Annotated in this window: 15 protein-coding genes; 7 read left to right on the top strand and 8 right to left on the bottom strand. The window is 67.6% G+C overall.

The features are described from left to right. Positions 1-242: 242 nt before the first annotated feature. Entirely contained in the window at positions 243-614 is a 372-nt protein-coding gene (locus OEJ36_RS26720; protein ID WP_052351372.1) for a hypothetical protein, read from the bottom strand. 113 nt (positions 615-727) lie between these two features. Between OEJ36_RS26720 and OEJ36_RS26725 the strand changes: the two genes are divergently transcribed. After that, positions 728-925, top strand: coding sequence for a heavy-metal-associated domain-containing protein (locus OEJ36_RS26725; protein WP_043244619.1), 198 nt, complete (start codon positions 728-730; stop codon positions 923-925). A 7-nt stretch (positions 926-932) separates the two neighbouring features. Here the strand turns inward: OEJ36_RS26725 and OEJ36_RS26730 are convergent, their stop codons facing one another. Next, a complete protein-coding gene (locus OEJ36_RS26730) occupies positions 933-1,562 on the bottom strand; it encodes a TetR family transcriptional regulator (protein WP_021217166.1) in 630 nt (209 codons plus the stop codon). 157 nt (positions 1,563-1,719) lie between these two features. Here OEJ36_RS26730 and OEJ36_RS26735 point away from each other — a divergent pair, with 157 nt between their 5' ends. The 3 genes from OEJ36_RS26735 (at position 1,720) to OEJ36_RS26745 (ending at position 7,329) form a co-directional block, all read left to right on the top strand. After that, positions 1,720-2,898, top strand: a complete 1,179-nt coding sequence (locus OEJ36_RS26735) for an efflux RND transporter periplasmic adaptor subunit (RefSeq protein ID WP_411861058.1) — start codon at positions 1,720-1,722, stop codon at positions 2,896-2,898. 12 nt (positions 2,899-2,910) lie between these two features. Then, positions 2,911-6,039, top strand: a complete 3,129-nt coding sequence (locus OEJ36_RS26740; protein ID WP_317891606.1) for an efflux RND transporter permease subunit — start codon at positions 2,911-2,913, stop codon at positions 6,037-6,039. 99 nt (positions 6,040-6,138) lie between these two features. After that, positions 6,139-7,329: a multidrug effflux MFS transporter gene (locus OEJ36_RS26745; protein WP_263404089.1), complete on the top strand. Its 1,191-nt coding sequence runs from the start codon at positions 6,139-6,141 to the stop codon at positions 7,327-7,329. Here the strand turns inward: OEJ36_RS26745 and OEJ36_RS26750 are convergent. The 3 genes from OEJ36_RS26750 to OEJ36_RS26760 form a co-directional block, all read right to left on the bottom strand. Continuing rightward, positions 7,326-7,505: a hypothetical protein gene (locus OEJ36_RS26750; protein WP_021217162.1), complete on the bottom strand. Its 180-nt coding sequence runs from the start codon at positions 7,503-7,505 to the stop codon at positions 7,326-7,328. The genes OEJ36_RS26745 and OEJ36_RS26750 overlap by 4 nt on opposite strands. Before the next feature lie 399 nt (positions 7,506-7,904). Then, entirely contained in the window at positions 7,905-8,918 is a 1,014-nt protein-coding gene (locus tag OEJ36_RS26755) for a zinc-binding alcohol dehydrogenase family protein (RefSeq protein WP_263404090.1), read from the bottom strand. Between the two features lie 15 nt (positions 8,919-8,933). Then, positions 8,934-9,227 (bottom strand): putative quinol monooxygenase, encoded by a 294-nt coding sequence (locus OEJ36_RS26760; protein ID WP_263404091.1) that lies wholly within the window; start codon positions 9,225-9,227, stop codon positions 8,934-8,936. A gap of 96 nt (positions 9,228-9,323) precedes the next feature. Between OEJ36_RS26760 and OEJ36_RS26765 the strand changes: the two genes are divergently transcribed. The 3 genes from OEJ36_RS26765 (at position 9,324) to OEJ36_RS26775 (ending at position 13,745) form a co-directional block, all read left to right on the top strand. Then, positions 9,324-10,259: a LysR family transcriptional regulator gene (locus OEJ36_RS26765; RefSeq protein ID WP_263404092.1), complete on the top strand. Its 936-nt coding sequence runs from the start codon at positions 9,324-9,326 to the stop codon at positions 10,257-10,259. A gap of 135 nt (positions 10,260-10,394) precedes the next feature. Beyond that, positions 10,395-12,956, top strand: coding sequence for a PAS domain S-box protein (locus OEJ36_RS26770; protein WP_263404093.1), 2,562 nt, complete (start codon positions 10,395-10,397; stop codon positions 12,954-12,956). Between the two features lie 135 nt (positions 12,957-13,091). Then, a complete protein-coding gene (locus tag OEJ36_RS26775) occupies positions 13,092-13,745 on the top strand; it encodes a 7-cyano-7-deazaguanine/7-aminomethyl-7-deazaguanine transporter (protein ID WP_263404094.1) in 654 nt (217 codons plus the stop codon). Positions 13,746-13,859: 114 nt separating this feature from the next. Here the strand turns inward: OEJ36_RS26775 and OEJ36_RS26780 are convergent, their stop codons facing one another. The 3 genes from OEJ36_RS26780 to OEJ36_RS26790 form a co-directional block, all read right to left on the bottom strand. Next, positions 13,860-14,810 carry an adenosine deaminase gene (locus OEJ36_RS26780; RefSeq protein ID WP_263404095.1) on the bottom strand — a complete coding sequence of 317 codons (951 nt, stop codon included), beginning with the start codon at positions 14,808-14,810 and terminating at the stop codon, positions 13,860-13,862. A gap of 134 nt (positions 14,811-14,944) precedes the next feature. Beyond that, positions 14,945-15,907, bottom strand: a complete 963-nt coding sequence (locus OEJ36_RS26785) for a 2-oxoglutarate and iron-dependent oxygenase domain-containing protein (protein ID WP_263404096.1) — start codon at positions 15,905-15,907, stop codon at positions 14,945-14,947. Positions 15,908-15,968: 61 nt separating this feature from the next. Further along, positions 15,969-17,048: a BMP family ABC transporter substrate-binding protein gene (locus OEJ36_RS26790; RefSeq protein WP_263404097.1), complete on the bottom strand. Its 1,080-nt coding sequence runs from the start codon at positions 17,046-17,048 to the stop codon at positions 15,969-15,971. Between the last annotated feature and the right edge of the window lie 105 nt (positions 17,049-17,153).

Raw genomic sequence — 17,153 nt, forward strand, 5'->3', positions numbered from 1 at the left:
GAAAAAAGGGACTCGCCCGGGTGGGCGAAACCAGAAGCATCACCAGAGCTCGGCAATCAGCTGGGCTCAAATCCTTTAGCAACACTTAACGCAGACAGAGCCAATTCATTCGCCCGGCGATCCACTCGGCGCCCATGGCGCCCTTGTGAGCACAGGCTTTTTTGTGGGAGCGGATTCATCCGCGATGGCCCGGCACCACCGCAGCGGGTAGCCCGGGCTTCAGCCCGGGACCGGGGCCTGGTTCAGGGATTGGACAGCGCCGGCGTCAGGTACAGGCCGGAGGTGTTCATCGCCAGGCGGTATTTGCGCACCTCGCCAGCCTCCAGGCTGATGGACTGCTGGCGCTGCTGCTCGATGCCGGGTTTGCAGCGGCCGGGGCCGAGCAGGCCGAGGCGGATGGAAACCGGGCCCGGTTGCAGGTTGACGGCGATGCTCTCGCCCTGCACCAGGCGCGCGGCGAGCTGGTCCTGCAGGTACAGGCCGACGTCACAGCTGGTGGGCAGCTCGACCCGTTCGCGGGTGACGATCAGCACGCTGTAGTCGATGGGGGATTGCGCGCTGGCGGGGCCGGCGAGGGTGAGCAGGGCGAGCAGGCAGAAACGGCTGGGGGACATGGCGGCGACTCCGGAACGGCATGGCTTGAGTGTAGGGGATCACGGCCCGCTTGACCTTGCCACCGTGGCAAGCCCGAGACTGATTCCAGACCCATCAACTCAGGAGTTGAACCATGCAGATTCTCAAGGTAAGCGGCATGTCCTGCGGCCACTGCGTCCGCGCCATCACCCAGTCGCTGCAGGCCCGCGACCCGGCGGCGGAGGTCCAGGTGGACCTGGGCGCCGGCGAGGTGCGGGTGGCCAGCCGGCTGTCCCTGGACGAGGTCCTGGCGGCGATCCGCGAGGAGGGCTACCAGGCAGCGGCGGCCTGAGCCGTCCTCAGGCGCCCTGGTCCCAGTCGCGGAACATGCCGCGGAACAGGGTGCCGACCAGGATGCCGGCCTCGCGCTGTGGATCGAACAGCTCGGGGTCGCGCGTCCAGTCGGTGAACAACCCGATCACTTGCGCGTGCAACGCGCGCGAGGCCAGGCGCGGGGTGAGGCCGTCCATCAGCCGTTCGACGCAGCCGGGGCGGGCGAAGAGCTCCTCGCACAGGTCGATGAACTGATTGACGAAGGCGTTGTGGCGATCCTCCGCCTCGCGCAGTTCCTCGGTGAACTCGCAGCGGTGCAGGAGGATGTTGAAGATGCGATGGCGCTGCTCGTCCAGGGCCAGGCTGGTGATGGCCTCCACGCACAGCTCCAGCAGCGACTGCAGCAGGTCGCGGCCTTCGGCGCCGTGCAGGCGCTGGGCCATCTGCTCCGGGGGCAGGCGCACCTGGTTGAGCATCTCGTGGAACAGGTGGGCCTTGTTCTGGAAGTGCCAGTAAACGGCGCCACGGGTGACGCCCGCCGCCCGGGCGATCTGCTCGAGGGACGTGTGGGCGACACCGTTCTCGAGGAAGAGCACCTCGGCGGCAGCCAGGATATCGCTGCGGGTTTTCTCCGCTTCTTCTTTGGTTCTGCGCATAGCAGTTGGACGAATACTGTCTAGGCTTCTGTTCGGGGGCCAGAGTTTACCGATTTTGCAGTCGGATACTGCTTTTACAAGCGTGAACGTATGTATCCAGCCTTGACCTGTTTCCTGTTTTTGCCAATCGGGCGCTGTCATGGAATGGAGACGCACTATGCCGCTTTCACCCTCTTTCACCCTTTCGCTGCGCGTCTTCGCTATCGGCCTGATGTCCCTGGGCACGGTCGCCGAAGCGGCGGATGCCCCGGCCAAGGCGGCGCCACCGCCACCCGAGGTGCTGGTTGAAACGGTGAAGACCGCGCCCCTGCCGATGACCCTGGAATACGCCGGGCGCACCGCCGGCTACCGCGAGGTGGAAGTGCGCGCCCAGGTCAGCGGCATCCTTCAGGAGCGGACCTACCAGGAGGGCAGCAAGGTGCAGCGCGGCCAGGTGCTGTTCCGCATCGACCCGCGCACCTACCAGGCCGCCCTCGGCAGCGCCAAGGGCGCGCTGGCCCAGGAGCAGGCGCGCTACCGCCAGACCGAGCGCGACCTCAAGCGCATCCGCGAACTGCAGAAGAAGGGCTTCGCCAGCGAGAGCGAGCTGGACAATGCCGTCTCCAACTTCGAGCAGAGCAAGGCCAACGTGCAGGCCGCCGAAGCCAACGTGCAGGCCAAGCAGATCGACCTCGACTACACCACGGTGAAGGCGCCCATCACCGGCATGACCAGCAAGGAAACCCGCTCCGAGGGCAGCCTGGTGGTGGCCGGTGATCCCAATTCCAGCCTGCTCACCCAGCTCACCCAGCTCGACCCCATCTACGTCAACTTCGGCTACCCGGACACCGAAGCCGAGCGCATCCGCGAGGACGTGCAGACCGGCAAGCTGACCCTGCCCGAGGGCGGCAAGATGGCCGCCGTGCTCAAGTTCGGCGATGGCTCCACCTACCCGCTGGAAGGCCGCGTCGACTTCACCGACAGCTTCGTCAACACCGGCACCGGCACCGTCAGTGCCCGCGCCGTGGTGCCCAACCCCGAGCAGAAGCTGCTGCCCGGGCAGTTCGTGCGGGTGCTGGTCAAGGGGCTGAGTCGGCCCAAGGCGATCACCGTGCCCGAGCGCGCCCTGGCCCAGGGGCCGCGCGGCACCTTCGTCTACGTGGTGGACAAGGACGGCGTGGCGCGCATGCGCGAGGTCAAGACCGGCGACACCTCCGAGGGGCGCTGGGTCATCGAGTCCGGCATCGCCGAAGGCGACCGGGTGATAGTCGAGGGCCTGCCCAAGGTCAGGCCCGATTCGCCGGTCAAGGCCGTCGAAGCGAAGGACAAGCCCGCCGACCAGCCGAAACAATCCTGAGGAGCGTCCGCCGTGATCTCACGCTTCTTCATCGACCGCCCGGTGTTCGCCGCGGTCATCTCCATCGTCATCATCCTCGGCGGCCTCGCGGCCATGCGCGCGCTGCCCATCGCCCAGTACCCGGAGATCCTGCCGCCGCAGGTCTCGGTCACCGCCAGCTACCCGGGCGCCAGCTCCCAGGTCATCGCCGAAACCGTGGCGGCGCCGCTGGAGCAGGAGATCAACGGCGTGCAGGGCATGATCTACCAGCTGTCCAACTCCGACAGCAACGGCGCCATGAGCCTGACCGTGTACTTCCAGGTGGGCACCGACCCGGACCAGGCCACCATCGACGTCAACAACAAGGTCCAGGCCGCCCTGGCCAAGCTGCCCGAGGAGGTGCGCCGGCAAGGGGTGAAGGTGGAGAAGAAATCCTCCGACATCCTCCAGGTGGTCACGCTGTTCTCACCGGATGACTCCCGCGACCCGATCTACATCAGCAACTACGCGCTGATCAACGTGATCGACGAGCTCAAGCGCATCCCCGGCGTCGGTGACGCCAGCCAGTTCGGTTCCAAGGACTACTCCATGCGCATCTGGCTGCGGCCGGACAAGCTGGCGCAGTACGACCTGACCCCCAGCGACGTGGTCAAGGCCATCCAGGAACAGAACTCCCAGTTCGCCGCCGGCAGCTTCGGCAAGCAGCCCCTGCACCAGCCCCAGGACTTCACCTACACCGTCACCACCAAGGGCCGTTTCACCGAACCCAAGGAGTTCGAGAGCGTCATCCTGCGCACCGACTCCACCGGCGCCAGCCTGCTGCTCAAGGACGTGGCGCGGGTCGAGCTGGGCGCCCAGGACTACTCGCTGATGACCTCGCTGAACGGCCAGCAGAACGCCGCCTTCGGCATCTACCTGCAACCCGGCGCCAACGCCCTGGACACCGCCGAGGCGGTGGAGAACACCATGAAGCGCCTGGAGAAGCGCTTCCCCGACGGCATCGCCTACAAGATCCCCTACGACACCACCAAGTTCGTCAAGGTCTCCATCGAGGAGGTTATCCACACCTTCGTCGAGGCCCTGGTGCTGGTGATGCTGGTGGTCTTCATCTTCCTGCAGAACTGGCGCGCCACGCTGATCCCGGTGCTGGCCATCCCGGTGTCGCTGATCGGCACCTTCGCCGGCATGTACATGCTCGGCTTCTCCATCAACCTGCTGACCCTGTTCGGCATGGTGCTGGCCATCGGCATAGTCGTGGACGACGCCATCGTGGTGCTGGAGAACGTCGAGCGGGTGATGCGCACCGAGAAGCTCAGCCCGCGCGATGCCTCGATCAAGGCCATGGAGGAGGTCACCGGGCCCATCGTCGCCATCGTCCTGGTGCTCTGCGCGGTGTTCGTCCCGGTGGGCTTCCTCGGCGGCCTGGCGGGGCAGATGTACAAGCAGTTCGCGATCACCATCGCGGTGTCGGTGGTGATCTCCGGCATCGTCGCGCTGACCCTGTCACCGGCGCTCTGCGCCCTGCTGCTCAAGCCCACCCACGAGGAGCCGGCGGCGCCGTTCCGCTGGTTCAACCGCTTCTTCGACCGCGCCACCGACGGCTACACCGCCGGCGTGCGCTTCTTCCTCAAGCGCAGCGTCATCGGCCTGCTGCTGTTCGGCGGGATGATCGCGCTGATGGTGGTGCTGTTCGGCCGGGTGCCCGGCTCGCTGGTGCCGGATGAAGACCAGGGCTATGTGATCAACGCCTACTTCCTGCCGCCGGCCGCCTCCCTGACCCGCACCGAAGAGGTCACCAGCGCGGTGACCGAGCAACTGATGAAGCACCCGGCGGTGCAGGACGTGGTCACCTTCGCCGGCTTCGACGTGCTCACCTTCGGCACCCGCAGCAACGCCGGGGTGTCCTTCGTGCCGCTGAAGGACTGGAAGGAGCGCACCACCGACGAACTGGACGCGCGCAACCTGCCACCCAGCTTCATGGCCATGGGCGCCGGGCAGAAGGACGGCGTGGTGATGACCTTCAACCCGCCGCCGATCACCGGCATGAGCACCACCGGTGGCTTCGAGGCCTACATCCAGGACCGCTCCGGCGGCAGCGTCCAGCAGCTGGAAGAGACGGTCACCAAGTTCATCGGCGCCATCTCCAAGCGCCCGGAACTGGTGGGGGTGAACACCACCTTCAACGCCAACGTGCCGCAGTACTACGTCGACCTCGACCGCACCAAGGCCCGCGCCCTGGGGGTGGCGGTGAACGATGTGTTCACCGCCATGCAGTCCACCTTCGGCAGCTACTACGTCAACGACTTCACCCTCTACGGGCGCACCTGGCAGGTCAGCCTGCAGGCGGAGTCCGAGTTCCGCCGCAAGCCCGAGGACCTCAGCCAGGTCTACGTGCGCTCGGCTTCCGGCGACCTGGTGCCGCTGTCGTCCCTGGTGCGGGTGCAGCGCATCCTCGGGCCGGACTCCTACGCGCGCTTCAACGTCTACCCGGCGGCCAAGATCCTCGGCGGCCCGGCGCCGGGCTACAGCTCCGGCCAGGCCCTGGCGGCCATGCAGGAGGTGGCGGACGAGGTGCTGGGCGAGGACTACAGCATCGGCTGGATCGGCTCGGCCTACCAGGAACTGGCCACCCAGGGCTCGGGCAGCAAGGCCTTCATCTTCGGCCTGGTGCTGGTGTTCCTCATCCTCGCCGCCCAGTACGAGCGCTGGACCCTGCCCATCGCCGTGGTCACCGCGGTGCCCTTCGCGGTGTTCGGCGCCATCCTCGCGGTGTGGATGCGCGGGCTGTCCAACGACGTGTACTTCCAGGTGGGGCTGGTGACGCTGATCGGCCTGGCGGCGAAGAATGCCATCCTCATCATCGAGTTCGCCGTGCTCTGTCGCGAGGAGGGCAAGGGCATCTTCGAGTCCTCGCTGGAGGCGGCCAAGCTGCGCTTCCGGCCCATCGTCATGACCTCGCTGGCCTTCATCCTCGGTTGCGTGCCCCTGGCCATCAGCACCGGCGCCGGCTCGGCGAGCCGACATTCGATCGGCACCGGGGTGATTGGCGGTATGCTTGCCGCCACTTTGCTGGCAACCTTCCTTATCCCGATGTTCTATCTGCTGGTGGAATCCGCCGCCGACAGGCTGGGGCGCAAGAAGAAGGCACCAGCCGCCGAGTGACGCGCCCGCCTCGCTGAACATCGAACCGCGCGATCGCTCCACGGTCTTTTGCAGTCCACGGCGCCGCCCTCGGGGCGGCGCCCTGTTTTCAGGTGAACCATGAATTTCCGCATCCTGCTGATCCTCGGGTCGCTCAGTGCCTTCGGCCCCATGGCCATCGACTTCTACCTGCCGAGCTTCCCGGCGCTGGCCCAGGCCTTCTCCACCGACGTGGAGCACGTGCAGCTGAGCCTGGCGTCCTATTTCATCGGCCTGGCCATCGGGCAATTGCTCTACGGCCCCATCGCCGACCGCTTCGGCCGGCGCCTCCCGCTGCTGGTGGGGGTGAGCCTGTTCACCCTGGCCTCGGTGGCCTGCGCCCTGGCGCCGAGCCTGGAATGGCTGATCGGCGCGCGCTTCGTCCAGGCCCTGGGCGGCTGCGCGGGGATGGTGGTGTCACGGGCGGTGGTGCGCGACCTCTGCGACCCCATCGCCTCGGCCAAGGTGTTCTCGCAACTGATGCTGGTGATGGGCCTGGCGCCGATCCTCGCGCCCCTGGGCGGCGGCCTGTTGCTGGACCTGTTCGGCTGGCCGTCGATCTTCTTCGGGCTGACCCTGTTCAGCGCCCTGGTGCTCACCGGCGTCTACCTCTGGCTGCCGGAAACCCTCACCAGCGGCGACGAGCGCCCGCCGTTGCGCGGTGCCCTGGGCCAGTACAAGCGCCTGCTGGGGGATGGGGTGTTCATCGGCTACGCCATGACCGGCGGCCTGTCCATGGCGGGGATGTTCGCCTACATCGCCGGCTCGCCCTTCGTCTTCATCGAGCTCTACGGCGTGCCGGCGGAGCACTACGGCTGGCTGTTCGGCGGCAACGCCCTGGGCTTCATCCTGGTGGCCCAGGTTAACGCCTGGTTGATGCGCTTCGGCGGGCCGGCCTACTGGATGCGGCGGGTGGTGTGGTTCTACCTGGCGTGCGCGCTGGCGCTGCTGGCGGTGGCCAGTGCCCACACCGAGCAGTTGTGGCCGCTGCTGGTGCCGCTGTTCGGCTGCATCGCCAGCCTCGGCATCATCATCCCCAACGCCTCGGCCAGCGCCATGGCCGGCCAGGGCCGCCATGCCGGCAGCGCCTCGGCGCTGATGGGCAGCCTGCAGTTCAGCGTGGCGGCGGGTGCCGCCGCGCTGGTGGGGGTGTTGCACGATGGATCGGCGATGCCGGTGGCGATGGTGATCTGCCTGTGCGGCGCCGGAGCCGTGTGTGCGTCGCTGATCACCTGGCGGCTGACCCGGGGCCAGCCGTCGGTGCTCGGCTAGCCCGCGGCCCGCTGTTTCAGCTCGGGCAGGACGTGCGGCGCCTTGAGCCGCGCCTCCAGCGTGGCGACGAAGCGCTGCGCCTCGGCCTCGCTGCGGAAGCTCACCGCATGCTGGTCCATGCAGACCTGCCAACTGTTGCCCTGGGTGGTACGGAGTGGTCGGACTATGACGTTCATGGTGCCCTCTCCCTGAGAAAGTGAGCCCCCAGTGTAGACCCGGGTAGATGACAGAAAATGACCCGGATCAAATTGCCGACTGGTGGCGGAAGACCGTTCGGCGGAGGGCGCTGGGCCGCTTCCTGTGGCTCAGCTGTCGCCAGGCTTGTCGCTCGTCATCGTCGTTCTGCAGGTGGCGTTTGCTGCCCCGCCTTCATTGCTCGATGGTCATGGCGAGGTGCGCATCGGCTTGCTCGGTGCGCGCGGCACTCCCTACGGGCGGACACTGGCGTTTGCAGGGTGGCTCGGCGCTTCTGTAGGGGCGACTTCAGTCGCCAAGCGGCGCGCAGCGCCGCCGGTGGGAGCGAATTCATTCGCGATGGGGCGTCCAGGTGGACACCCCATTGGCAGGCGAGGCTCTCAGAACCCCTCGAGCACGATCTTGCCCTTGGCCTTGCCGCTTTCCAGCAGCGCGTGGGCGCGCTTGAGGTTGGCGGCGTCGATGCGGCCGAAGTGTTCGCCGAAGGTGGTCTTCAGCACGCCGGCGTCGATCAGCTCGCTGACGCGGTTGAGCAGCCTGTGCTGTTCGATCATGTCGGCGGTTTCGAACATCGAGCGGGTGTACATGAACTCCCAGTGCAGCGAGATGCTCTTGCGCTTGAGCTTGAGCACGTCGAGGCCGGCCGGGTCGTCGATCAGCGCCAGTTTGCCCTGGGGCGCCAGGGCTTCCACCAGCTGTTCCAGGTGCTGGTCGGTCTGGGTCAGGCTGGCGACGTGGGTGACGCTGTCGAGGCCGATGCGCTTGAGCTCGGCCGCCAGGGGCTGGCTGTGGTCGATCACGTGGTGGGCGCCCAGCTCGCGGACCCAGGCCTGGGTTTCCGGGCGCGAGGCGGTGCCGATCACGGTCAGCCCGGTGAGCTGGCGGGCCAGTTGCACGAGGATGGAGCCGACGCCGCCGGCGGCGCCGACGATGAGCAGGCTCTGGCCCTGGTCGGCCTTGCCTTCGGCGATGCCCAGGCGGTCGAACAGCAGCTCCCAGGCGGTGATGGCGGTCAGCGGCAGGGCGGCGGACTTGGCGAAGTCCAGGCTCCGGGGGCGCTTGCCGACGATGCGCTCGTCCACCAGGTGCAGCTCGGCGTTGCCGCCCGGACGGGTCAGGGCGCCGGCGTAGAACACCTCGTCGCCCGGCTGGAACAGGGTCACGTCGCTGCCCACGGCCTTGACCACGCCGGCCACGTCCCAGCCCAGCACCTTGGCCTGGCCGTTCTCCGGCTGCACGTTGCGGCGGATCTTGGTGTCCACCGGGTTCACCGAAATGGCGCGGACCTCCACCAGCAGATCACGGGCGCCCGGGGTGGGGGCGGGCAGTTCGACGTCCTGCAGCGCATCGGCGTGGTCGACGGGCAGGGACTGGTAATAGGCAACGGCTTTCATCGTGGGCTCCTGGGTTCAGGCGAGGCGATCGAGAAGGGTGAGGGTGACGCCCTTGAGGCGGCTGCCGTGGGCATCGCCGAAATGGCGGTAGTGGGCGGTGGCCTTGTGGGCCTCCAGGGCGGCGGCGTCGCGCCAGGTTTCCAGCATGACGAAGCGCAGCGTGTCGGCGCGGTCGCGGTGCAGGTCGTACTGCAGGCAGCCGGGTTCGCTGCGGCTGGCGGCCACCAGCTCGCGCAGGGCGGCTTCCACCGCCTCGGCCTGGCCGGGGAGGGCGTCGATATGGGCGATCAGATGGAGCGAGGGGGTCATGGCGGCTTCTCCGGGGTTAATTGCGCATAGGTTGAGCCATTTCGCAGCGAAGAAAAATCAGCTAGAAGACGACAGTCTTTCAAAGGATTTTTGAAAATGCTGCGCCTCGACGACCTTACCGTCTTCGTCCGTACCGCCGACCGTGGCAGCCTTTCCGCCGCCGCCCGCGAGCTGGAGATCTCCCCGGCCGTGGCCAGCGCCGCCCTCAAGCGCCTGGAGCAGCGCCTCGACGCCCGCCTGTTCGCCCGCTCCACCCGCAGCCTGCGCCTGACCGCCGAGGGCGAGCAGTACCTGGTGCACGCCCGCGCCGCGTTGCAGAGCCTGGATGAGGGGCGCCAGCAGCTGGCCGGCGGCAAGAGCGACATCGGCGGGCTGTTGCAGCTCTCGGCGCCGTCGGATTTCGGCCGCAACGTGCTGCTGCCCTGGCTGGACGAATTCCAGGCCGAGCACCCGCGCCTCAGCGTGCGCCTGTTCCTCAGCGACCAGGTGGCCGACCTGTTCCGCCAGCCGGTGGACATCGCCATCCGTTCCGGCGAGCCGGAGGATTCCAGCCTGGTGGCGCTGCCCCTGGCCCCGGGCAACCGCCGCGTGCTCTGTGGTGCGTCGGGCTACTTCGCCCGTCATGGCCGGCCGCGTACGCCGGAGGAACTGCACCGGCACAACTGCCTGCTGTACCTGCTCGGTGGTCGCGTGCATGACCAGTGGACCTTCCACGAGGGGCGCCGCAGCCAGGTGGTCACGGTGGCCGGTGACCGGGTCTGCGATGACGCCGATGTGGTGCGGCGCTGGGCGGTGGCGGGGCAGGGGCTGGTGTACAAGTCCTGGCTGGACGTGGCCGCCGACGTGCGTGCCGGGCGCCTGCAGCTGGCCCTGGAGGATTACCTCGGCGAGCCCACGCCGCTGAACCTGATCTGCCCCCATCGCGCCCAGTTGAGCAAGCCGGTGAACCTGCTGCGCGCGTTCCTCCGCCAGCGCTGCGGCGAACTGCTGCTCGGCGCACCCTGGCAGGGGGTGGCCCAGGCGCCGCGCTGAGCGTCACAGCCAGCTGTTGTGCGGGGCGCGCCATTCGCTATTGTGATGGAGCGTCCCCGACGAATCGCAGACTGCCCGGAGATGAGCCGTGGTCACCAGCCGTCCCGCCCCATCCGCTTTCCGATGCGCACGATCGTGAGTGCTGCCCCGGCCGTGCCCGGGCGCTTCGGCGCGACCCTGCTGCTGGTCTTCCTCGGCTACCTGCTGCTGGCCCTGGGCGCCGTCTGGCTGGCGCGCCAGCCGGGCACCATCGCCACCCTCTGGTACGCCAACGCCTTCGGCATCACCTTCCTCTGGGCCCAGCCGCTGCGGCGCTGGCCGGCGCTGCTCGGCGTGATGCTGGTGGCCAATATGCTGGCCGGGCAACTGATGGGCGACACCCTGGCCATGTCCGCCAGCTTCCTGCCGGCCAACATGCTGGAGATGGCGCTCGCCGCCTTCCTGTTGCGCCGCACCGGCGTGGCGCTGAACATGAGCCGCAGCCCGTCGGCCTTCCTCCGCTTCATCTTGCTCGGGGCCATGGTGCCGCCGCTGGTCAGCTCCACCCTGGGGGCGCTGATCGTGCAGAGCATCGGCTATGCCGGCTTCGGCCGGGTCTGGCTGTCCTGGTACGAAGGCGCGGTGCTGGGCACCTTGTCGATCCTGCCGCTGACGGTGCAGCTGCAGCAGCACGGCCTGCACTCGCTGCGTTCACCCAGGCGCCCCCACGAGCTGTTCTTCTACGTGCCGCTGGTGCTGCTGGTGACCCTGGTGGCCCTGCGCCTGCTGCCTTCGCCCTTCGTTTACCTGTCGTTGCCGCTGCTGCTGGCGGCGGTGCGGCTGCCCTTCGCCGGCACTGCGCTGCTGGTGACCCTGACCTCCTTCAGCGGTGGCCTGATGGTCGCCATGGGCGGGCTGGAGCTGCCGCCGGTAACGCCGCTGTGGCAGGAGGTCACCCTGTACCTGCCCTTGCTGCTGTCGCTGCTGCCGCCCCTGTTGCTGGCCGCCGCCGTGGAGCAGGGCCGGCGGCGCCAGCGGGAACTGGCGGCCAGCGAGGCGCGCTTCCGCGATGCCATGGAGCATTCGGCCATCGGCATGGCCCTGGTGGGGCTCGATGGCCGCTGGCAACGGGTCAACCGCGCCCTGTGCGAGATGCTCGGCTACACCCCGGCCGAGTTCATGGGGCTGACCTTCCAGGACATCACCCACCCCGACGACCTGGCTGACGACCTAGAGCTGGTGCGCGAGATGCTCGAGGGCCGGCGCGACAGCTATCGCCTGGAGAAGCGCTACCAGCGCCGCGACGGCTCCCAGGTCTGGGCGCTGCTGGCGGTATCCCTGGTGCGCGACGGCGAGGGGCGGCCGCTGTATTTCATTTCGCAGATCGAGGACATCGACCGGCGCAAGCGCGCCGAGGCCGAACTGGCCGAGCTGGCCCAGCGTTATTCCCTGGCCACCGGCGCCAGCGGCGTGGGGGTCTGGGACTGGGACCTGATCAGCGACGACATGATCTGGGACGACAGCCTGTTCCGCCTCTACGGCCTGCGTCCGCTGGGGCGGCCGGTGAGCTACGAGGAGTGGGTACGCTTCGTCCACCCCGGCGACATCGACGCCATGCAGCGTGAGCTGCAGCGGGTGCGCGAAGGCCTGGTGCAGCTGGACGTGGAGTTCCGCATCACCCTGCCCAATGGCGATATCCGTACCTTGCGTGGCCACGGCAGCCTGGCCCTGGACGCCGAGGGCAAGCCCACCCGGATGATCGGCACCAACTGGGACGTGACCCAGTTGCGCGAGCTCACCGAACGCCTGAACGACGAGCGCGAGCGCCTGCAGGTGACGCTCAATTCCATCGGCGACGGGGTGATCACCACCGACCTGGACGGCCGTGTACGCTTCCTCAACCCGGTGGCCGAACGCCTCAGCGGCTGGAGTACCGCCGCGGCCCGTGGCCAGGCCATCGAGCGCGTGCTGCCCCTGGAAAGCGAAGAGGGGCGCCCGGTGGCCAGCCCGGTGCGGCCCTGCCTGGAGCTGGGCACGGTGGAAAGCATCCCCGGGCTCTCGTCCCTGCGCCATGGCGCCGGTGGCCTCATCGCCCTGCGTGGCCAGGCGGCCCCGGTGCGCAGTGCCGACGGCGAGCTGCTCGGCAGCGTGCTGGTGTTCACCGATGTCAGCGAGGCGCGGGCCATGCAGAAGCACCTGCGCTACGCCGCTACCCACGATGCCTTGACCGGGCTGCTCAACCGCCCGGCTTTCGAAGACGCCCTGGCGGAAAGCTGCCGCGAGGTGGAGCAGAACGCCGGGCACAGCGTGCTGTTCTTCATCGACCTGGACCACTTCAAGCAGGTCAACGACAACGCCGGCCACGCCGCCGGTGACGAACTGCTGCGGCGCATCTCGCGATTGATGCAGGACCTGGTGCGCAGCGGCGACCTGCTGGCGCGCCTGGGTGGCGACGAGTTCTCGATGATTTTGCGCAGCTGCCCCCTGGCCCAGGCGGAGATTCTCGCCGCACGGTTGATCGAGCACATCCAGGCGTTGCGCTTCGAGTGGGAGGGGCAGGTCTTCCAGGTCGGCGCCAGTGTCGGCCTGGCCACCCTCCGGGCCGGCAACAGCGAGCCGGCCGAGCTGCTGCGCCAGGCCGATATCGCCTGTTACCAGGCCAAGAACGGCGGGCGCGGCCGCCTGGCGGTGTACGCCGAGGCGCTGGCGCACGGCTGAGGCCGGGCCGCCGACGAAAGCACCGGGCCGACGTCTTTTTTTGACGCGCGGGTCAAGTTAGAATGCGCGCCGTCGTGGCCATGGGGCTGCGACATGGGTTCCCTAACCCCATCGGCAAAAAGGATGTGAGTCACCATGCCCGCAGCTCTTCCCACGGTCTGGCGCCCCGCCCTGACCGGCCTCATCGCCTTCCATATCCTGATCATCATCGCCAGCAACTACCTGGTGCAGCTGCCCATGACCCTGTTCGGTTGGCAGACCACCTGGGGCGCGTTCAGCTTCCCGTTCATCTTCCTCGCCACCGACCTGACCGTGCGCCTGCTCGGCAAGCAGGCCGCGCGCCAGGTGATCGCCCGCGTGATGCTGCCGGCGCTGGCGGCCTCCTACGTGGTCTCCGTGCTGTTCCAGGACGCGGCCTTCCAGGGCTTCGCCGCCCTGGGCGAGTTCAACCTGTTCGTCGCCCGCATCTCCCTGGCCAGCTTCCTCGCCTACGTGCTGGGGCAGATCCTCGACATCCAGGTATTCGACCGCCTGCGCAAGATGCGCCAGTGGTGGATCGCCCCGGTGGTCTCCACCATCGCCGGCAACCTGCTGGACACCTTCACCTTCTTCTCGGTGGCCTTCTGGCACAGCGACAACCCCTTCATGGCCGAGCACTGGGTGGAGATCGCCACGGTGGACTACGGCGTCAAGCTCACTGTCAGCCTGGTGCTGTTCGTGCCGCTCTATGGCGTGCTGCTCAACGGCATCCTGCGGGCCATCACCCCGCGCAGCGAACGCCCGGCCTGACCGCCACCCGCGCCTGGTAGGGCGGGTGAAACCCGCGAAGCCTTCGTGCGGAGTTGTCGGGTTGCACCCGACCTACGGGATAAATGAAAAGGGCCGCATCGCGGCCCTTTTCCTTTACTTCACCAACCGTGCATCCAGGCTGTTCTGCGCCAGGCGCTGGGCCTGTTCCTGGCTCATGCCCAGGTGTTCGTGCAGGGCGTAGAAGTTTTCGGTGACGTAGCCGCCGAAGTAGGCCGGGTCATCGGAGTTCACCGTCACCTTCACGCCGCGCTCGAGCATGTCGAGGATGTTGTGCTGGCTCATGTGGTCGAACACGCAGAGCTTGGTGTTGGACAGCGGGCAGACGGTGAGGGGGATCTGCTCGTCGATGATGCGTTGCATCAGGCGCTCGTCCTCAATGGCGCGCACGCCGTGGTCGATGCGCTCGATCTTCAGCAGGTCGAGGGCCTCCCAGATGTATTCCGGCGGGCCTTCCTCGCCGGCATGGGCGACGGTGAGGAAGCCTTCGCCACGGGCACGGTCGAACACGCGCTGGAACTTGCTCGGCGGGTGACCCATCTCGGAGCTGTCCAGGCCCACGGCGAAGAAGGCGTCGCGGAAGGGCAGCGCCTGGTCGAGGGTCTTCTGCGCTTCGTCTTCGGAGAGGTGGCGGAGGAAGCTGAGGATCAGCCCGCTGCTGATGCCGAGCTGCTTGCGGCCGTCGTCCAGGGCATGGCGGATGCCGTTGAGCGCCACTTCGAAGGGGATGCCGCGATCGGTGTGGGTCTGCGGGTCGAAGAAGGGTTCCGTGTGGATCACGTTCTGCGCCTTGCAGCGTTGCAGGTAGGCCCAGGTCAGGTCGTAGAAGTCCTGCTCGGTGCGCAGCACATCGGCGCCGGCGTAGTAGAGGTCGAGGAATTCCTGCAGGTTGCCGAAGTCGTAGGCGCGGCGCAGGGTTTCGACGTCGTGCCAGGGCAGGGTGACCTTGTTGCGTTCGGCCAGGGCGAACAGCAACTCGGGCTCGAGCGAACCTTCCAGGTGCAGGTGCAGTTCGGCTTTGGGCAAGGCATTGAGCCAGTCGTACATGGTGGTTTCTCGTTATCAGGCAAGGTCGCCTGCAAGTTTAACTTCCCGGACAGGATTTCGCCGAGCAGCCGCCCGAACGGTGTTGCCCCAGGGGCCACCCGGCGGCCCCTGGCGAACGGCAATCGCCCAGGCGCTCAGGCGGTTTCTTCGCGGCGGTAGGCGTAGGTGTCGGCGAAGCGCGAAAGCAGGTACTCGGCGCTGGTCACCGCCGGGTATTTCGGCGGGTTGTCGGCGCTGGAGCAGTTGGGCAGGCAGCTGATTTCCGTATCCGGGTGCGGTTCGGCGAAGAAGGGCATGGAGTAGCGGTGCACGCCAAGGGGGCTGATGACCCGGTGCGGGGTGGACTTGTACCGGTCGTTGCTCCAGCGCGCCATCATGTCGCCGATGTTGACCACGAAGCTGCCGGCGATCGGCGGCGCGTCGATCCACTGGCCGCGCACGTCCTGCACCTGCAGGCCGCCGGCGTCGTCCTGGTAGAGCAGGGTGACGCAGCCGTAGTCGGTGTGCGCGCCGGCGCCTTGTTGCTCGGCGGAGCTGGCGGTGTGGCGCGGCGGGTAGTGGATCATGCGGAACACGCTGATGGGCTCGGCGAAGCGCTGGTCGAAGAATTCGCGGTCGATGCCCAGGGCCTGGGCGATGGCCCGCAGCAGGGTCTGTGCCAGGGCCTGCATGTCGGCGTAGTGCTGCTCCATCAAGGGCGCCCAGCCGGCCTGTTCGGGGTGGCGGTTGGGGCCGCGCAGGGGCTTGCCGGCCAGTACCTCGGGGTGGTTCGCGTCCATGTGGAAACCCATGTCGAAGGTCTCCTTCAGGTCGCTCGGCTTGCTCGGGTCGAGCTGCTCGGTGGCGATGGCGCCGTAGCCGCGATGGTGCGCGGTGCGGGTGATGTCGATCTTCAGCTTCTCCGCCTCGGGCTGGGCGAAGAAGGCCTTGGCCGCCGCCAGCAGCGCCTCGATGCGCGCGGAGGCGATGCCGTGGCCGGTGATGTAGAAGAAGCCCCAGTCGCGGCAGGCGGCGTCGATGCGCGCCGCGACCTGCTGCCAGGCCTGGTGGTCATCACCGTAGAGCGCGGCGATGTCGATGATGGGGAGCTGGTTCATCGGGTGATCCTTGGATCCTGTGGGAGAACACCCTCTCCCCGGTGGGGGAGAGGGGCTTCGCTTACTTCGGCAGTTCCGCCTTGATGCCTTCGACGTAGTAGTTCATGCCGGCCAGGTCGGCGTTGGTGGCGGTCACGCCGTCGGCCAGCCTGATGGCGCCGCTCTGGTCCTTGATCGGGCCGGTGAAGGGGTGGAACTCGCCGCTCTTGATGCTGGCGATGATCTTCTCCGCCTCGGCCTTCACGTCGGCCGGCACCAGGTCGCTGATGGGCAGCTGGATGGTGTCCTCGGCCAGGCCGCCCCAATAGTCCTGGGATTTCCAGGTGCCGGCCATCACGCCTTCGGCGGCCTGGATGTAGTGCGGCCCCCAGTTGTTGACGATGGAGGTGAGCACGGCCTTCGGGCCGAAGTGGGCCATGTCCGAGGCGTAGCCCACGGAGTACACGCCACGGCGTTCGGCGGCCTGGATCGGCGCCGGGCTGTCGGTGTGCTGGAAGACCACGTCCACGCCCTGGTCGATCAGCGCGTTGGCGGCGTCGGCTTCCTTGCCCGGGTCGAACCAGGAGTTGACCCAGACCACCTTGATCTCGGCCTGCGGGTCGTACTTGTTCAGGGCCAGCTGGATGGCGTTGATGTCGCGGATCACTTCCGGGATGGGGAAGGAGGCGATGTAGCCGATCTTGTGGCTCTTGGTCATCTTCGCCGCCAGGTAGCCGCCGACGTAGCGGCCCTCGTAGGAGCGCGACAGGTAGGTACCGAGGTTCTTGTCCTGCTTGTAGCCGGTGGCGTGCTCGAAGGTGACCTTGGGGAACTGCTTGGCCACCTTGGCGGTGGGGTTCATGTAGCCGAAGGAGGTGGTGAAGATCAGGTCGTAGCCGCCCTTGGCCATGTTGCGGATGACCCGCTCGGCATCGGCGCCCTCGGCGACGTTCTCGACGAAGCTGGTCTCGACCTTGTCGCCCAGCTTGGCCACCAGCGCCTTGCGGCCTTCCTCGTGCTGGTAGGTCCAGCCGTGGTCGCCGATGGGGCCGACATAGACGAAGCCGACCTTCAGCGGGTCGGCGGCGGAAACGCCGAGGGTGGCACTGAAACCGATGGCGGCGACGAGCGTGCGCAGCAGGTTCTTCTTGGAATCGAACATGGTGGATGGGGCTCCTGGTCTGTTGTTCTTTGCTGTGCCCTGTGGGCTGACCAGGCGATTGCAAAAAATTGACCAACTGGACAAGCCGCGCGCAAAGCCGCGTGC

The sequence above is a fragment of the Pseudomonas sp. PDM13 genome (genome assembly GCF_025685765.1).
Classification (GTDB): domain Bacteria; phylum Pseudomonadota; class Gammaproteobacteria; order Pseudomonadales; family Pseudomonadaceae; genus Metapseudomonas; species Metapseudomonas solani.